Below are 17,363 nucleotides of genomic sequence, written 5' to 3'. Positions count from 1 at the left end.
CCGATGGAGTTCAGCGTCTACTTCTTCGCGGCGGACGACCGCCAGTCACCGCGTGACCGGTACCGGTTCATCCTCGACGTCGCCCGCTTCATCGACACCCGCGGCTTCCGGGCGATCTGGGTGCCCGAGCGCCACTTCCAGGAGTTCGGCGGCAGCTTCCCCAACCCCTCGGTGCTGGCCGCGGCCATCGCCGCCGTCACCGAGCGCGTCGAGCTGCGGGCCGGCAGCGTGGTCGTACCGCATCATCACCCGGTGCGGATCGTCGAGGAGTGGTCGCTGGTGGACCAGCTCTCGGCCGGCCGGGTCGGGCTGTGCCTGGCGACCGGCTGGCACAGCGGGGACTTCGTGTTCCAGCCCGGCCACTTCGCCGACCGGCGCGAGTACACCCTCGACACCGTCGACACCCTGCGTGCGCTGTGGCGAGGGGAGGAGCGGTCCTTCCCCGGCCCCGAGGACGGCACGCTCTCCGTGCGGACCTTCCCCCGGCCGCACCAGCCGGAGCTTCCCCTGTGGCTGGTGCACACCTCCAACCCCGCCACCTGGCTGGAGGCGGGCCGCCGTGACCTCGGTGTGCTGACGCTGCTGGACAGCTGGGAGCGGCTCGCGGACAACATCGCCGCCTACCGCAAGGAGCGGGCCGCCGCCGGACTCGACCCGGCGGCCGGCACGGTCACCGTGGGTATGCACACCTACCTCGGCGACGACGAGGACCAGGTGTGGGACGTCGTCAGGGATCCGGTACGCCGGTACCTGTCCACCTTCCTCAACCAGAAGCGGAGCGACGACAGCTCCGCCGCCATGTCGGACGCGGAGCAGGAGCAGCTGGCCACGCTGGTGGCCCGGGACTTCTACGACCGGCGCTCCCTGCTCGGCACGCAGGGCAAGTGCGCCGAGGTGGTCGAGCGGCTGGCCGGCATCGGCGTGGACGAGGTCGCCTGTCTGGTCGACTTCGGGCTGCCGTTCGCCGACGTGCTGGCCGGCCTGCCCCGGCTGGACGACCTGCGCCGCGCCTGCGCGCCCACCGCCGGGCGCACCCGGCCGACGCCGCCGGCGCGTCGGCTGGGCAGCTACTACGACCAGTGATCCGCGTCCGGACACTACGGTGCCCCCGCCAGAGAAGGACGGGGGCACCGGGCCCGGAATCAGCCGGCCTGTTCCACCAGGAGTTTCACCACCGATTCACGGGAGGTCTGGAAGAAGAAATGGTCGCCCGGTAGCACGTTGAGGGTGAACTTTCCCGACGTGTGGACCTGCCATGCCTCCAGGTCGGTAATTCTGCATTCCGTGTCGGATTCCCCGCCGAAAGCCGACACGGGACATTCGAGCGGAGTTTCCGGAAGGTATTCGTAGGTTTCCTCCACGGCCACGTCGGCGCGCATGGCGGGAACGTACACCTCCTGCATTTCCCTATCGGTCCGCAGGGCGTGCGGAACGCTGTGGCAGCGCTCGTCCAGCGCGTTGAGGAAGCGCTCCACGGGCAGGTCGTGGATGGGTCCGTAGCGCGGCGGGAGGTGGGGTGCGGGCTGCGCGCTGACGGCGAGCAGGGCGGGCAGGCGGCCGTGCTCCCGGCGCAGCCGACGGGCCACGTCGAAGGCGACCAGTGCGCCCGAACTGTGCCCGAAGAGGACGAACTTGCCGGTCAGAGCCTCGGCGCAGGCGGCGGCAGCGGGTCCGGCGAGTTCGCTCATCGTGGTGGCGAGCGGTTCCTGGCGGCGCACCTCGCGGCCCGGCAGGCGCAGCATCCACAGGTCGACGTCGGCGGGCAGTTCATCCGCGAGGCCGTGGTAGGCGGCGGTGCCGCTGCCGGCCCAGGGCACGGCGAGGACGGTCAGCCGGGGATTGGTTCTGCGCCCGGCACGGAGAAACCAGCGGTCGGGATCCAGCCGAAGGGAAGTCATGCAGCGAAATGATAGAGCAGTTCAGGTGGGTGTCGGTCAAGAGCCCGAGAATGTCCGGAACCGTGGGTGCCCCGACGCGGGAGAGGGCGGAAATTTCGTCAAGACTTATTCCGCGCTATTGATCGGGTGCGACGGCATGGCTAGTGTCGGGATGCGACAGAGATTCACGAGGCCCTGTACGGCCCTTTTCTCGCGGCCGGAGGAGGAATTTCTTCATGCGCGCTCTCAGCGGTGACGTCGACGCGGACCCGAGCGGCCCGTCGACACTGCACGGACTGGCGCTGGTCCAGGCCCGGCAGCGGCCGGACGCCGTCGCCGTACGCCACGCCGGGCGCGCCACCACCTACCGCGAACTCGACGACCGCAGCGCGGCCCTGGCCCGACTGCTGCTCGACCGCGGCCTCGGCGCCGGCGACCTGGTCGGGGTCTCCATGGCGCCCAGCGACCACATGGTGGTCGCCGTACTCGCCGTGTTGCGGGCCGGAGCGGCCTACGTCGCGGTGGACCCGGCCTACCCCGAGGAACGCATCCGGTTCATCCTGGCCGACAGCGGAGCCCGAACGGTCCTGGTGGACGAGGCGTCCGCCTGGGTGCCCGGTCTCCTGGGCCTGGAGGGACTGCGCGCGGACCGGCCCGCCGAGCCGGGTGCGCCGGTCCCGCTGCCCGAGGTGGACGCCTCCCAACTCCCGTACCTCATCTACACCTCCGGTTCCACCGGGCGCCCCAAGGGCGCCATGAACCGGCACGGCGGTGTCGCCCTGACCATGCGGGGCCTCGCCGCGGCGATAGGCCTGGACGACACCGACCGGGTGCTGCAGGTGTCGTCGCTCAACTTCGACCTGTCCGTCATCGAGATCTTCGCGACGTTCGCGGTCGGCGGCACCGTGGTCGTCCCGCTCGCGGCGGAGCGCGGTGACCCCGGCGCGCTCCTCGATCTGCTGAGTGCCGAGTCGGTGACCGTGTGGTCCTCGGCACCGGCCCTCCTGCGCCCCCTCACCGACACCGCCCGGCGACGCGGCGGGGCCCTGCCCGAGGCGCTGCGCACGGTGGTGCTGGCCGGTGACCGCTTCCCGCCCGTCATGGCCGCCACTCTCGGTGAACTGGCGCCCTCGGTGCGGGCGTTCAACGTGGCCGGGATGACCGAGGTGTCGTGCTGCAGCACCGTCTACCCGGTGCGCAAGGAGGACGCCGAACGGGAGTCGATCCCCTGGGGTCACACCCTGCCCGGCCACACCGCCTACGTCCTCGGCGCGGACGGCCGGCCGGTCCCGCAAGGCGAGCGCGGCGAGTTGTACATCGGCGGGGCCGGCGTCGGGCAGGGCTACTGGCGGCGCCCGGAGCTGACCGAGGAACGCTTCGTGCCCGACCCGTTCGCCGAGGCACCGGACGCGACGATGTACCGCACCGGGGACCTCGCGGCCGTCCGGCCGGACGGCGGCATCGAGTTCTTCGGCCGGTTGGACGGCCAGGTGAAGATCCGCGGCGTCCGGGTGGAGACGGGTGAGCTGGAGACCGCCCTGGAACAGCACCCCGACATCCGCGAGGCGGCCGTGGTGGCCCGCCACGACCGCGTCGGCGAGGGGTTCCTGGTCGGCTACGTCGTACCGGAGCCCGGTCGGCTGCTCACCGCCGCCCAGTGCCGCGAGCACCTGGCCCGGACCGTCCCCGCCCACTCCATACCCGGCCGGTTCTTCTTCCTCTCCGGCATCCCGCTCCTGCCGAACGGCAAGGCGGACCGCTCCGCCCTGCCCTTCCCCGAGGAGCCCGTCTCGCCCGCGGCCGAGACCCCCTCGGCGGACGACGCGCTGGTCGCGGCGGTCATCGGGGTGTGGGAGGACGTGCTGGGCCGTCAGGGCATCGGCGCGCACGACGAGTTCAGCGAGATCGGCGGGCAGTCGCTGGCCGCCATGGAGATCGTCGGCCGTATCCGCGAGGGCTGGGGAGCGAGCACCGGCCTGGCGGCCTTCCTGGACCACTCGACGCCGACGCGCTACGCGGCGCACCTGCGTGCGGCCGGGGCCGTGGCGCCCGAGAACTGACACACCCGCAACCCACAACCCACGAAGGGCATTCCGTGACCACAGCGAACGCCATCCCCGCCGCCGAGCGTGAGATCGTCACCCGGATCGGCGCCTACTACGAGAAGGACGGCATGGCCGCGGACCGCGGCGAGGTGATCGGGTACCTGCTGATCTCCGAACCGGCACGGCAGCTGGCCAGTGAGATCAGCGCCAAGCTCGGCATCCCCCGCGACGCGGTCGACAAGATGTCCGACCAGCTGGTTCCGGCGGAGTTCTTCATCCGTGAGGAGGCCGAGGACGGTGACTACTACCTGACGCTCCAGGACGCCACCTGGCCGCGGGTCATCCAGCACACCTTCCTCAGCTGGCCGAACTTCCACGAGACCATGGCCGAAGGCCTCAAGGCCCTTGAGGCCGAGGGGGCTTCGGCGGAGCGGCTGGCCCGGTTGCGGAACATGGAGAAGCTCTTCGGTTACCTCGCCCAGGAGATGCCGGCGCTCTGGCACCGCTACGAGAAGTCCGCAGCCGATTCCTGACCGGGCCCTCGGGCGGTCCGTCTCGCGCACGCACACAAGGGGGAGTTCCATGCAGACACCGGCTCCGATCACCCGCCCGGCGGTCGATCCCAGGTGGGTGCTCCGTCCGGAGCCCCGGGACGGGGCCGCGGTGCGACTGCTGTGTGTGCCGTACGCGGGTGGCGGCACCACGGTCTTCCACGGCTGGGCGGCCGGGCTGCCCGACTGGATCGACGTGTGGCTGCTGCGGCTGCCGGGCCGTGAGGTGCGGCTGCGGGAGAAGCCCCGTACCGACCTGCTCCGCCTGGCGCGTGAGGCCGCGGACGCTCTGGCACCGGGTCTCGACGGCCCGTTCGCGGTGTTCGGCCACAGCCTCGGCGCGCTCATCGGCTTCGAGGTGGCCCGGGAACTGCGCCGCCGTCACGGCCTCGAGGTGTCCCATCTGACCGTGTCGGCGCGCGGTACCCCGGAGATCCCGCAGGCGGAGCGGATGTCCCACCTGTTGTCGGACGAGGAGTTCCTCGACGCGCTGGACCGCCGCTTCCGCGCGGTGCCGCCGCAGATCCGCCAGGACCCGGAGATGCGGGCCCTGTACCTGCCGGTGCTGCGTGGTGACATCGCCATGCTGGAGACGTACCGCTACCGCGCCGAGCGGCCGCTGCGGTGTGCGATCACCGCGCTGTCGGGCACCGAGGACCAGGAGGCACGCGAGGAGGACATGCGCGGCTGGCGCCACCACGGGGCCGGCGGTTTCACCCAACACGCCTACCGGGGCGGCCACTTCTTCCTCCAGGAGCACCGGGCCGCCCTGCTGGGCCTACTGGCACAGGACCTCGCGCGCACCGTGGTGCCGTGACCTGCTCACTCGTACGGGTGGCTGAGGTTCCGCTTGTCTTGTCAGTTCAGTACGTTCGGAATACGCTGAACGACATGGCAATCACACACGACGAGGCCCTGCGCTTCGCCGAGGACGTGGCTCTGTACTTCGAGCAGGACGCCGGTCTTCCCAGGATCACCGGCCGCGTCATCGGGTGGCTGCTGATCTGCGAACCGTCGGAGCAGACGGCGGGGCAACTGGTGGAGACCCTGGGCGCGAGCAAGGCATCGATCTCGACATCGACCCGGCAGCTGATGCAGGCGGGCCTGGTGGAGAAGGTGTCCGTCCCCGGAGACCGGCGTACGTACTACCGGATCAACGACGAGGGGTGGGTCAACTCGGTCTTCGAGCGCCTCGCCGCCGTCACCAACATCCTCAAGGTGCTGGACAAGGGCAGCGCACTCCTGGCGCACGAATCCCCGGCTCGCCGGGCGCGCCTGGAGAACGTGGCCGACCTGTACCGGTGGATGCAGAGCGAACTGCCGCCGTTGCTCGCCCGCCACCGCGAGCAACGGCTTCACGATGGAGGAGAGAAGTGACCTTAGCGGCGATCGAGACCAAGGGTCTCACGAAGCGGTATCCCGGGGGCCGCGGCGTCGCAGACCTCGATCTCACCGTCCGGCGCGGGGAGATCTTCGGTTTCCTCGGCCCCAACGGGGCCGGGAAGACGACGACCATGAAGATGATCCTGGACCTGATCCGCCCCACGTCGGGCACGATCCGCGTCCTGGGACTCGACCCCGTGGCCCAAGGCGCGGAACTGCGTACGCAGATCGGCTACCTGCCTGGCGAACTCGTCCTGGAAGGTGCCGAGAACGTCGGCGAACTGCTCGGGTTCTTCGCGCGGTTGCAGGGCCATGTGGACCCCGCCTGGGTGAGCGAACTGAGCGAGCGCCTGGAACTGGACCGCACCCGCAAGGTGAAGAACCTGTCCAAGGGCAACAAGCAGAAGGTCGGCATCGTCCAGGCCTTCATGCACCGGCCCGCGCTGCTCGTGCTCGACGAACCCACCAGCGGCCTGGACCCCCTGATGCAGCAGGTCTTCCTGAACCTCGTCACCGAGGCCAAGGCCGCCGGACAGACGGTCTTCATGTCCTCCCACATCCTCAGCGAGGTCCAGGAGGTCGCCGACCGGGTGGCCATCATCAAGGACGGCCGTCTGGTGACCGAGGGCACCGTGGAATCGCTCCAGCGGCAGGCCGTCAGCCAGGTCGAGATCCACTTCGGAGAGCCCGTCAGGACCGACGACTTCACCGCGCTGACCCATGTCGCCGGTGTCCGCGTCGAGGGGAACACACTGCACTGCAGTGTCGACGGCAGTGTGGACGCCCTGATCAAACAGGCGGCCCACTACCGCGTGGACGCACTGTTCTGCCACAAGCCGGACCTGGAAGCCATCTTCATGGACGAGTACGTCAAGGAAGGCGCCCCCGTTGTCCACTGAACTCCCCGTTTTCGGCAAGGCGATCCGCGACCAGCGGCGCGGACTGCTGCTGTGGGCACTGGGCATCGCGGTCGTGATGGCCATCTACACCTCCTCCTACGCCCAGGTGAAGGACCAGGGTGACGCCCTGGACTCGATCCCCTCGGGCATGGCGGGCGCCATGAACTTCGACGACCTCACCAGTGGCGCCGGCTTCCTCGAAGGCACCGTCTTCGGCCTGCTCGGGCCGCTGCTCCTGCTCATCTTCGCCATCTCCACCGGTACGCGGGCCATCGCCGCCCCGGAGCAGGCCGGGGTGCTCGACCTGTACCTCGCCTACCCCGTCACCCGCCGCCGCCTCGGCCTCGAACGCTTCGGCGCGCTCTTCGCCGCGGTCCTCGCCCTCACCCTGCTGATCGCCCTGGAGGTGACCGGCCTGGCGTCCTCGCAGGACATGAACGTCCCGGCCGGCAACATCGTCGCCGGAGCGGTCCAACTCGGCTTGCTGGCCCTGTTCTTCGGCGCACTCGCCCTGTGCATCGGAGGCGTCACCGGCAGCAGGCCCGTCACCCTCGGCGCGACCAGCGCCGTGGCCGTCGGAACGTATGTGCTCAACGCGATCGCCTCGCAGATCGACGGCCTGCACTTCCTGCAGCGCATCTCACCCTTCTACTGGGCGCAGAGCACCCATCCGCTGCGGGAGGGTCTCTCCCTCGGCGGCGTGATCGTCCTGCTCGCCGCGACCGGGGTCGTCCTGGCCCTCGGCATGCGGTCCTTCTCCAGGCGCGACATCAACAGCTGACCCGCGCCGCGCCCCTCGCTCACCGCGCATTCCCGCACAGAACCCTGTCGGGGCCGGACCCCTTTCCCGGCCCCGACAGGGCTTGCAGTGCTGTCCCGTGCCGCTCGTCCGACCGTGTGGAGGTAGGCGTCCATGGCAAGGCCGGTGATCTCACACCAGCGTGGTCCTGACCGTTCGCAGTACGTGGCGTACCTGGCCGGTTGCGTGACCTTCTCCTACGGGGCCTCGTGCTTCATCGCGGCGGACCTGGGCACCGACCCGCTCGACGTCTTCGCGCTCGGCCTGCTCGAGCACCTGCCGTTGACGATCGGTATCGCGCAGGCGCTCTTCGCGGCCCTGTGCATAGCGATCTGGGCGGCCTGGAATCGCCGCCGCCCGGTGATCTCGCCGTTCGTGACTTTCTTCTTCTGCGGCAGCCTCATCGACATCGCCCGCGCCGCCGACCTCGCCGAACTGCCCGTGCCGAACACCGTCCTGATGTTCATCGGCAGTCTGCTGTGCGCGTACGGCTCTTCCCTGATCATCATCAGCGGCATCGGCATCCGGGCCATGGACCTGATCGCCATCAGCATGACCGAACACTGGCGACTGCCGTTCTGGGCCGCCAAGTCCAGCACCGAACTCGTCCTGCTGGTGACCGGCTGGCTGCTCGGCGGGCCCGTGGGCATCGGCACGGTCTGCTTCCTCGTCGTGGTCGACCTCCTCGTGCAGCCCCTGATGCGTCTGAACGGCACTGTGCTCCGCCTGCGCAACGCGGGCATCCCCAGCCTGAGCGTGGCCGAGAGCCGTGCCTGACGAGTGCCGAGCCGCCGTCCGGTACGCCAACCGGCGCTGATCGGCGCGCAGACGACGGTCGCCTGCCGAAAGCCTGCTCCAGAAGCCCCGCTGCGGCCCGGGTGAGCCGGAGCAGGGCGGGGCAATGTGCCCGCGAGGGGCCGTCACTGTCCCCCTCAGGCCGTCTGTGCCCGCGCACACACCTCGTCCTGACCCGTTGTGCGCGGGTCTCGCGATGCCGAGGAGTCCTGGACCACGTATCGGGCGGCTGATGGCATGACCGCCATGTCAGCCGCATCCGTCGTCGCGCAGTCCCGGTCCGCGCGTACGCGACCCACAGGCCACGCCCTCGCCGTCACTCCGTCCACTGGCCCGGAACGGGACGTCCTGGCCGTTCACGGCACCGCACGGGCAGCGGGGCGGGGCCGGTGAACTCCACGGACGGGCAGTCCCTCGCCGCGATGGTCTTCCTCGTCTTCGTCGCCGGATCGCTGTTGCTGTGCGGGCTCGCCGCCGCCGACCTGGACGAGCCCGAGCACTTCTACGCCGGTGGCGGCGCCGCCTTCGGCCCGGCGGGCAGCGGTCTCGCGATCGCGGGCGACTACGTCTCCGCCGCCACCTTGCTCAGCACCACGGGCGCGGTCGCGCTCGACGGCGCCGACGGCCTCCTGTTCGCGACGGCCACCGTGGTGTCGCTGTGGCTCGTGCTGCGGATCCTGGGCGAACGCCTGCGCGGCGAGGGGGTGTTCACCGTAGGCGACTTCGTCGCGGCCCGGCTCGGCGATCCCTCCGCGCGCACGCCACTGGGAGTGGCCGCTCTCGTCGTGCTGACCCCGCTGCTCCTCGTACAGCTGTCGACCGCCGGCCACATCGTCGTGGCCATGTTCGGCCTGCCCGAGGCAGCCATCACGGGGTGCACCATCGGGAGCGGCGTCCTGATGATCAGTTACGCCGCGTTCGGCGGGATGCGAGGCATCGGGTACATACAGATCCTCAAGATCGTCGTGGTGCTGGTCGCGGTGCTGCTGCTCGCCGGTCTCGTCCTCGCGCGCCACGGCTGGTCGCCCCCGGCCCTGTTCGAGGCCGCGCGCGATCAGTCGGGAGCGGGGACCGACTACGCCGTTCCCGGACTGCACTTCGGGCCCTCGCTCGTCGGCCGGCTCGACCTGCTCGGCTTCGCCGTCACCCTGCTGCTCGGCGCTGCCTGTCTGCCGCACCTGACCATGCGTCTGCATCCGTTGCGCGACGCCCGTACGGCGCGCCGCGCCGTGGGGTGGGCGGTGGTCCCGGTGACACTCGTCTGCCTGGGCGTGGCGGTCGCGGGGCTGGGTGCGTGCGCCCTGCTCGGCCGGGACGCGATCCGGGCGGCCGACCCCACCGGGTCCACCGCCCTGCTCATGGTGACCGGCGCGCTCGACCCGTCCGCTGCCGGCACCCGGCACAGCATGCTGTTCGCGATCGTCGCCTGCGCGGTCTTCGCGACCACCCTCGCAGCCGTCGCCGGCATCACCCTGGCGGCAGCGGCGGGCCTGGTGAGGGACTTCGCCAACCGCCCCCACCGCGGGCGCCGTTCGGGCGGCGAGGTCCGTCGCGCCAGAGCGGGAGTCGTCCTGTTCGGCGCCGCCGCCGTCCTGCTCGCCGTCCTGCTGCGGGATCGCGGCACCCTCACCCTGATCTCGCTGTCCCTGACGACAGGCGCGTCCGTTCTCGCCCCGGTCCTGCTGTACGCGATGTTCCTGCCCCGGTTCACGGCGGCCGGGGTGCGATGGACCGTGTTCGCGACCCTGCCGCTGATCGTGACCATCATGCTTCTCTCACCGGCGGTTTCGGGCACCCCGACGGCCCTGTTCCCCGACCGCGACTTTCATCTCTTCCCCTTGCAGACACCCGGCCTGCTCACGATTCCCGTCGGATTCCTGCTCGGGCTCCTCGGCAGGGCCCGCACCCCCCGCACGCGACCGGCGTGGGGGAGGCGGCCGACGGGGGCGGGGGCGGGCCGAGTAGGCTCGGGGTCGGCCTGACGTGTCGGGACACCGCCCGCCCTGCTGCCCGGGCGGTGCCCCGACACGGTCCGGTCAGACGCGGCGGCGGGTGAAGCGCTGGTTGGGGTTGCCGCTGTAGGTGTACTGGGCGATGCGGGCGCCGTCGGCGGTCGAGTGCTCCCAGACATCCATCGCCAGACCGGACTCCCGGTTGACGAGGCTGATGACGCCGCCACCGTGCTCGACCACGCGCCACTGCTGGCCGGTGGCACCGGTGTCGGCCTGCTGGACGACATCCGCTCCGGTCGCGGTGCCCGTGGGCTGGAGGAACAGGCCACTGTGTCGTGCCCTGACGCGGACGTGGCCGTTGCCGGCGTCGATGAACTCGAACTGCTGGTTGGGGCGAGTGTTGCTGGTGCGCTGGACGAGTTGTGCGCCGGCGGCGGTGGAGGCCCCGTTGATCTCGGCGGCCTTGCCGCTGTGCTGGGCCAGCAGGGTGTAGAGGCCCGGGCCGCCGGGGGAGTCGCCCAGCTGGGCTTCCCACCTGGTGTTGGACCCGGACGCGTCAGCCGGGAGGCGGTCCCGTGCGGCGGTGTCGCCGTACATGGTCCAGCGAGCCCAGTCGACGACGGTCCTGGGGAAACGCTGGTCGCTCCAGAAGCTGGTGTGGCTGCCGCCGACGAAGGTGAGGAACGCCTTGGGCCAGGTGGTCTCCGAGTACGCCTGCCGGGCCGAGGAGTACGACGTGGTCGAGTCCCGGTCGCCGTGGACGAACAGGACCTTGGCCGAGACCGAGCCGGCCGGGTTGCCCATGTCCACGCAGGACTGGGGGTTGGCGGAGACGATCCGGCTGTCGGGCCAGGAGGTCAGCAGACCGTGCGTGACCATTCCGCCCAGGGAGTGGCCCGAGACGCCGACGCCGATCCCGGTGTTGATGTGCCCGGCCAGCGGTCCGCTCGCGTTGAGCGCGAGGGTGTTGGTGAGGATCTGCGAGACGTCCTTGGAGGTGTTGCCGTTGTTGACGTCGGTGAAGTTGTGGTTGAAGTGCGGGGCGGGGACGATGAAGCCCGCCGAGGCCAGGGCCCGGATGATGAACAGGGAGTTCTGCGGGCTGCTGCCGTAGCCGTGGGTCATGTTGTAGACGGGGAAGACCCCGGCCGCGACCGGGGCGTCCGTCACCGGGTTGCCGCCGGCGGTGCCGGTGGCCGGGTAGTAGACGTAGGTGGTGCACGGGCGGCTGCCGCGGGTCCAGTTGTACCGGCGCACGCCGACCGCGAACGGTGTGGTCGGCGCGGTGTCCAGCGGCCCGGCGGCGGCCGGTGCCTGGCCTGTTCCTAGCAGGGACAGGCCCACGCCCGTCGCTCCGGCCGCGCTCAGGCTGAGGAAGGTTCGTCGGCGCAAGGTCATGGTGACTCCTTGGGTGCGGGGATGGGGTGAGCGAGGGGCGTACGGCTGGACTCGTTGCCGGGTGGAGGCGCGGTGCGGGCAGCCGGCGGCCGGGGGAGGCTAGGAGGGGGTCACGCCGTGTCCACCGCGTCTGGGAACGACGTCGACGACCGCGGTGACCGGTCCTGCGTCGGTCGTCCCGGTGACGGTCACCTCACCCGGCCTGTCGGTCGCGCCAGGAGGCAACGGCTGCCAACGGACGGGTACGGTGCTGATCTTGTTGTTGGCGGTGGTGAGCATGCGGAGGGAGGAGGGCAGCTTCGGGGCGGTCCCCACCACGGTGCCGGTGTAGACGGTGTCCTGGAGGATGCGCCTGGCGCGGCTGGCGTTGAAGACGTCGATGGACGCGTGCGGCTCCCACGTGTTCGCCAGTCCGGGCACGGCCCGGAACATCGGCTGGTAGCCGGCCGGCTCCCACACCAGCACACCTGAACCTCGGTTGTCGACCACGTCATTGGCGGCCTGGAACACCCTGCGGATCGCGTCCGCCTGCCCCTGGATGGTGCGCGGGTACGGCGAGTTGGGCAACGGCGAGCCGTCGCCACCAGAGGCGGGGTAGGCGGTTTCCGCGATGTCGATCTCGTAGTCGGGATAGGTGGTGGCCATCGTGTTGAGGTTGAGGTCCAGCGCCTCGGGCGTGCCGTGCCATTCCGGGTAGTACGAGATGGCCAGCACATCGGGGTTCTGGCCCTTTGCCTTCACCCGGGTGAGGAACTGGTGCCAGAACTCCATCGTCTTGGCGAGCTTGTCCTTGTCGACGATCACGTGTATCTCGACCTTGGATCTCGGTGACGCGTCGCGGACGGCCTTGATCCCGGCCGCGGCCAGCGTGGTGAACCGGTCCCACGACTGGTCGTAGAGCTGCCGCTCCACCGGGTCGGTGGACCGCCAGTACTTCCACAGCAGGCCACCGCCGGGCTGCGACTGGTAGACATCGGCCTGGTCGACGAAGTACGGCGGATTCGTCGTGCCGATCTGGGCCGCCTCGCTCCCGTACATGAACCCGTTGATGATCTCGTTGCCGACGGCCACCTTCTCCGGCGTGGTGCCCTGGCGGATCAACCGCTTCAGATAGTCGGCGGTGAAGCCGTACACGGCCTGGGACAGGTCCGCGAACTCCAGCTCGGCCCAGGCGCGTGGCTTCGGTTGCTTGCTCGGGTCCGCCCAGGAGTCCGCGTAGTGGAAGTCGATCCCCAGGCTCATGCCCCGCTGCTTGATCTGCTGGGCTGAGACCAGGGAGCGCTCCGGGCCCTGGCGCGGTACCGGCGTCGGTTGGCCGGTGCTCTCGCTGCGCGGCTCGTTGAATATCCGCAGCCGGGTGTGCTGCATGCCGCGGTCCTTGGCCACGTCGAGCAGGTGGGGGCCGGCGCCGCGGTCCTGGGCCAGGGGGTTGACCCAGTACTGCTGGTCCTGGACATCGTCCATCCAGGACAGGTCGGCGCCGAGGGTGAGGTCGGCGCGCAGGTAGTTGAAGACCTGGAGCTCGCTGACACCCGCCGGGGCACGGCCCGGTCCACCGGTGAAGGTGAGCCGCACGAAGCGCGTTCCCGGCCGGGTGAACAGGTGGACTTCCCCTCGTGACACGGCCCGGTTGTGGGACCTGTCGGCGAGGGTGCTCCACCGGCGGCCGTCGGATGAGGCCTCGACGACGTACCGGTGTGCCGTGCCACGGTCCGGGAAGAGCACCTTGACCTTGCGCAGGTTGTCGTAGGTCCCACCGAGGTCGACGGTGAGCCACTGACGGGCGCCGGCGCGGTCCGGGTTCCAGGACGTCGTGGGGTCGCCGTCGATGGCCAGAGGGGCGCTCGACATACCGGTGGCGGCCGTTGCCGAGGCCCAGGGCTTGGCAGCGATATTGCTCTCGATCGGCTTGATGTCCGCGGTTCCGTAGATCGCGTGGGCCTGCTCGGGCACCATGAGTAGGTTCGCGGACACCATGGTGACCAACGTCGTCGTGACCGCGAGGGCGCGGGGCAGACGCTTGCTGCTCATGTCCTTCTCCTGACGAGGTGACGTATGCGCGGCAGGGGCCGGTCCGGACGCTCCGCCGGTCGCGAAGACCGGCGGAGCACGGGATGTCAGCCGGCCGCGGCACCGACATCGAGGTAGTCGACGTTGGGTAGCCCCGCCGCCGTGGTCGGATCCAGCCGGATGGTGTTGCTGCCCGCGTTGAGCGAGACGGTGGCGGTCTTGGTCGCCCACGTGGTCCACGCACCGGTGGACTCGAACGAAAGCGTCCCCACCGTGGATCCGTTGACGACCAGGTTCGCCAGCCTCGCACCGGTGCTGGCGCCGTTGGCGAATCGGATGCCCAACGTCGCCGTACGGGCGGTCTCGGAGTTCACGGTGAATTCCGCGAAGGCCCCCACAGCGCCGTCGCCGTTGCAGAACCCGCTGCCGGAATAGCCGGCTTGATTCGAGTCGATCGTGCCCCGGCACTGCGCCGGAGCGGTCTCTGCCTCGTGACGCCCCGGAGCCGGGGGTGTGTCGGCCGAGGTTTTGACGAGTGAGAGCTGGTCGACGATGACACCGCCCGAACCCGACGCCCGCACGGTGACGGTGGCGGCCCCGCCGGGCAGCTCGATGCCGGTGAGTTCGCGCTTGGCCCAGCCGCTCGACGACGGGATACCGAGGGTGCGTTGGCTGCCGTTGGCGCCGGTGATCACGACCTGTCCGGCGCTACCGCGAGCGTGCAGGGCCAGGGTGTAGGTGCCTGCGGGCACCGACGCTGTCCGCTGCTCGACGCCGCCGCTGTTGCTCACCTGGAGGGCGAAGCGTGATCCGTTCACGCCACCGTTGACGTTGGTCACCGAACCGCCGAGGTTCCGCCATCCCCGTACGCTGGAGACGATGATGCGGTCGGCCTGGATGTCGGGGTTGAGGATGTAGTTGTTCGCCGGGCCGACGCGCCACTCCCCGGTGGTGGCGTTGAACTGCCACTGGCTCACCGAGTGGAACTGTGGCCGTGTGCCGGTCTTGGTGATCGGCACCCACTGGTTGTACCCGATGCCGTTCCAGGCGAAGTCGGCCCAGCGGTCGCCGGCGTAGATCACCGTGTTCTGCTTGGTGCCCTTGACCGTCACGAAGAACCCGGTCTGGGTCACGTGGCTGTAGTCCATCTCGGTGCCGGCAAGGACGTACTCGCTGCTGTAGGAGCCCTGGACATTGCTGCCGGTCGACTCGTTGACGTAGTTGACCGAGGTGTTCCAGCCGTGCAGGTCCGACGCCGCGTGGTAGTACTTGCCGTCGAGCTTGAACATGGCGTTGCCCTCGCGACCGGCACCGCTGCGGATCTGCACGGCTGGCTCGATCCGCAACGAGTCGGACTCCCGGAACTTGGCCACGAAGCCGCGAGAGCGTCCTTCGCGGTTGGAGAAGATCAGGTAGTCCTTGCCGTCGTCGTCGGTGAAGACGGTCTGGTCTCCGGTGCCGGTGGTGGGCGAGTTGGTGATCTGGGTCTGGAAGTAGCCGTAGTCGAAGGTGTCGGTGGGGGAGTCGCCCTGCAGCAGCAGAACGCCGTGCCCGCCTCCGACATAGGCCTGGGTGGCGAGCACGTACTTTCCGGTGTTCTCGTTGTACGAGACCCCGAGCCGCCCGACCCACCCCGCCTGGCCGAGGGTGGCGCCGTTCTGGATCTGGGTCGAGCGCGTCGCGACGCGGTTCTCGAACTTCCAGTTCACCAGGTCCTTGGACGAGTACACGGGGATCGAGGCGAAGCTGACGTTGCCGTCGTACTTCCTCGTCGGATTGGCCCGGTAGAGCTCGGCGCCGGTGTAGTGCACGCCGTACCAGTAATAGGTGTCGCCGAACTTGAAGACCCCTCCGCCCTGCGAATAGATGGGGTTGCCGCTGGTGTCGTTCCAGAAGGTGTTGTTCGTGATGGTCTGGAACGTGCCTTCGTCGGCGGCCTTCAGATCGGCGGCGGCGGTCATCAGGGCCGTCTTCGCGTCGGCGACCTCCGACGTGGTGGCCGACGTGTCGTCGGCGACATCGGCGGCGGTGGTCAACGCCTTGGCGAAGGGCTTCCAGGAGTCAGCCGTGTACTTAGACGGAGTGCGTGTCCGGTAGTCCGACACCAGGTGTTTGAGGCCGCGGTCCACCACCGGTGCGGCGGCGGCATTCCCATCCTGGAGGGCTGTCGCCGAGGTCTTCGTCGCAGGTGTCTCCGCCGCAGCCGTGCTCGCTGAGAGCGGTGCCGCCAACGCCACGGACAACAGTGTGGCGGCGGCCACCTTCCAGTACTTCGCAATGACGCGCGATCTTTGCTTCACAGAATCACCTTCCCTCGTTCTCAAAGGCGCCCAGATCCGGCGCATTTCCGATGAATGGCAGTCCCACGTCGGTGCCCCTGTCGATCAGGGCGCTGCTCGTCGCGAGACGGAGGTGGGGCAGCACGGGGAGGCTTCCGTTGGTCTGGCGGGGCGCGTCCCAGCCGGACGTCGACACACTCTGGAAATCGGAGTTCGCCAGGGGGACGCCGAGGTTCCAGGAGTTGTACGTGGCGTTCGTGCCGGTCAGATACGACGTCGGCGTTCCGGTGTAGGCGATGTTGTTGCGCAGGTTGCCTCGGCCGACGGCGGCGCCGCTCGAGTCGACGCCACGCATGTTGAAGTTGGGGTGGTTTCCGTAACCGGTGTTGTTGAAGAAGTCGTTGGCCACCGGGTGGTGGTTGGCGTAGAAGCCGGCCGCCTTGTTGAGGAACGCCACCGACGAACGGACGGTGTGCTTCGGCGCGTTGGCCTCGTAGTCGCCCCCGTAGCCACCGGACTTGAAGCCGGCTCCGTTGCCGGAGGGCGTCGTCGTCCCCGGCACGTACCCGTTGCGCCAGGCCCACGAGTTCTCGATGAGCACGGGCGAGTAGGTGGAGATGAGGTCGAACCCGTCGTCGGCGTTCCACCACGCGCGGCAGCCCCGGAACACGTTCGCGGCGCGGCCGGTCGGCGTGTAGTGCGAACCGAACCCGTCGGCGTTCTCGCCCGGGCCGTCGCTGCTGCGCGGGTCGTAGTTGTCATGCGCGTCCGAGTTGAGGACGAGGTTGCCGGCCCCGCCGCTGATGAACAGGCCGGTGCCCATGTGGTGGTGGGTGTTGATCTGCTCGAAGACGTTGTTGCTGCCGGACACCCAGAGTCCCCAGGACTCGGCGTTGCGGTTGTTGTTCTGGGGAACACCCTTGGCTTCCAGTCCTTTGAGGTGGATCCAGCTGCCGGTGACGTTGAAGCCCTTGATGCGGCAGTTGTCCGTCATCCGTGAGAAGTCGAAGACCGGCCTCTCGCCCGGCTGGGCCCAGTACCGGATGGGGTTGCCCGAGCTGCCGCTCTTGTTGAGGGTGATCGCGTCGACCTTGGCGGTCTGGCTCGAGCAGGCGCTGTTCGCGCGGGTGTAGGCGTAGGTGCCGCCCCGGAAGTAGACCGTGTCGCCCGCCTTGGCGACGGCCTGTGCACGGGCGATCGATGCCCACGGAGCGGCCTGCGTGCCCGCTGCTGCGTCGTTCCCGTTCGGGGCGACGTAGTAGGTGTTTCCGGCCGCCGCGGTGTTCGCGGACGCCACGGCGGGGGGCACTGTGACGGAACTCGCGGTGACCACAGAGAGCAGGAGGGCAGGGGTGGCGAACTTCACGGTTCTCAC

At 69.7% G+C, this 17,363-nt stretch carries 14 protein-coding genes; 9 read left to right on the top strand and 5 right to left on the bottom strand.

Going from position 1 to position 17,363, the window contains the following annotated elements; all coding sequences use genetic code 11:
- The first annotated feature begins 3 nt into the window (after window positions 1–3).
- Window positions 4–1,083: a MupA/Atu3671 family FMN-dependent luciferase-like monooxygenase gene (locus ACH41F_RS05475; RefSeq protein ID WP_398833172.1), complete on the top strand. Its 1,080-nt coding sequence runs from the start codon at window positions 4–6 to the stop codon at window positions 1,081–1,083.
- A gap of 59 nt (window positions 1,084–1,142) precedes the next feature.
- Here ACH41F_RS05475 and ACH41F_RS05470 read toward each other — a convergent pair whose 3' ends face one another.
- Window positions 1,143–1,898, bottom strand: coding sequence for a thioesterase domain-containing protein (locus tag ACH41F_RS05470; RefSeq protein WP_391232271.1), 756 nt, complete (start codon window positions 1,896–1,898; stop codon window positions 1,143–1,145).
- A 215-nt stretch (window positions 1,899–2,113) separates the two neighbouring features.
- Here ACH41F_RS05470 and ACH41F_RS05465 point away from each other — a divergent pair, with 215 nt between their 5' ends.
- The 8 genes from ACH41F_RS05465 to ACH41F_RS05430 all read left to right on the top strand — a co-directional run bounded on the left by ACH41F_RS05465 (window position 2,114) and on the right by ACH41F_RS05430 (window position 10,331).
- Window positions 2,114–3,937, top strand: a complete 1,824-nt coding sequence (locus ACH41F_RS05465) for an amino acid adenylation domain-containing protein (RefSeq protein ID WP_391232272.1) — start codon at window positions 2,114–2,116, stop codon at window positions 3,935–3,937.
- A 35-nt stretch (window positions 3,938–3,972) separates the two neighbouring features.
- Entirely contained in the window at window positions 3,973–4,455 is a 483-nt protein-coding gene (locus ACH41F_RS05460) for a hypothetical protein (RefSeq protein ID WP_391232273.1), read from the top strand.
- Between the two features lie 49 nt (window positions 4,456–4,504).
- The gene (locus ACH41F_RS05455) at window positions 4,505–5,290 is read left to right on the top strand and encodes an alpha/beta fold hydrolase (RefSeq protein WP_391232274.1); all 786 of its coding nucleotides are present in this window, start codon (window positions 4,505–4,507) and stop codon (window positions 5,288–5,290) included.
- 74 nt (window positions 5,291–5,364) lie between these two features.
- Entirely contained in the window at window positions 5,365–5,850 is a 486-nt protein-coding gene (locus ACH41F_RS05450) for a MarR family transcriptional regulator (protein WP_391232275.1), read from the top strand.
- Window positions 5,847–6,755 carry an ABC transporter ATP-binding protein gene (locus ACH41F_RS05445; RefSeq protein WP_398833168.1) on the top strand — a complete coding sequence of 303 codons (909 nt, stop codon included), beginning with the start codon at window positions 5,847–5,849 and terminating at the stop codon, window positions 6,753–6,755. Before ACH41F_RS05450 ends, ACH41F_RS05445 begins: the two co-directional genes overlap by 4 nt.
- Window positions 6,745–7,536 (top strand): ABC transporter permease subunit, encoded by a 792-nt coding sequence (locus ACH41F_RS05440; protein WP_398833166.1) that lies wholly within the window; start codon window positions 6,745–6,747, stop codon window positions 7,534–7,536. The genes ACH41F_RS05445 and ACH41F_RS05440 overlap by 11 nt, the downstream gene beginning before the upstream one ends.
- 132 nt (window positions 7,537–7,668) lie before the next feature.
- Window positions 7,669–8,331 (top strand): YitT family protein, encoded by a 663-nt coding sequence (locus tag ACH41F_RS05435; RefSeq protein ID WP_398833164.1) that lies wholly within the window; start codon window positions 7,669–7,671, stop codon window positions 8,329–8,331.
- Between the two features lie 407 nt (window positions 8,332–8,738).
- Window positions 8,739–10,331 carry a cation acetate symporter gene (locus ACH41F_RS05430; protein WP_391232280.1) on the top strand — a complete coding sequence of 531 codons (1,593 nt, stop codon included), beginning with the start codon at window positions 8,739–8,741 and terminating at the stop codon, window positions 10,329–10,331.
- Window positions 10,332–10,385: 54 nt separating this feature from the next.
- On the opposite strand, the gene ACH41F_RS05425 is transcribed toward ACH41F_RS05430, so the two are convergent.
- The 4 genes from ACH41F_RS05425 to ACH41F_RS05410 form a co-directional block, all read right to left on the bottom strand.
- Window positions 10,386–11,699 carry an RICIN domain-containing protein gene (locus ACH41F_RS05425; protein ID WP_398833162.1) on the bottom strand — a complete coding sequence of 438 codons (1,314 nt, stop codon included), beginning with the start codon at window positions 11,697–11,699 and terminating at the stop codon, window positions 10,386–10,388.
- A 99-nt stretch (window positions 11,700–11,798) separates the two neighbouring features.
- A complete protein-coding gene (locus tag ACH41F_RS05420) occupies window positions 11,799–13,730 on the bottom strand; it encodes a glycosyl hydrolase 53 family protein (RefSeq protein ID WP_398833160.1) in 1,932 nt (643 codons plus the stop codon).
- 86 nt (window positions 13,731–13,816) lie between these two features.
- Window positions 13,817–16,054 carry a family 43 glycosylhydrolase gene (locus ACH41F_RS05415; RefSeq protein ID WP_398833158.1) on the bottom strand — a complete coding sequence of 746 codons (2,238 nt, stop codon included), beginning with the start codon at window positions 16,052–16,054 and terminating at the stop codon, window positions 13,817–13,819.
- Window positions 16,014–17,363 carry a right-handed parallel beta-helix repeat-containing protein gene (locus ACH41F_RS05410; protein WP_398833156.1) on the bottom strand — a complete coding sequence of 450 codons (1,350 nt, stop codon included), beginning with the start codon at window positions 17,361–17,363 and terminating at the stop codon, window positions 16,014–16,016. The genes ACH41F_RS05415 and ACH41F_RS05410 overlap by 41 nt, the downstream gene beginning before the upstream one ends.

It is taken from the genome of Streptomyces sp. NPDC020489, assembly GCF_044386545.1.
Classification (GTDB): Bacteria; Actinomycetota; Actinomycetes; order Streptomycetales; family Streptomycetaceae; genus Streptomyces.
Note: the sequence above shows the minus strand (reverse complement) of the source record. Positions and strands in the feature narration are given on the sequence as shown.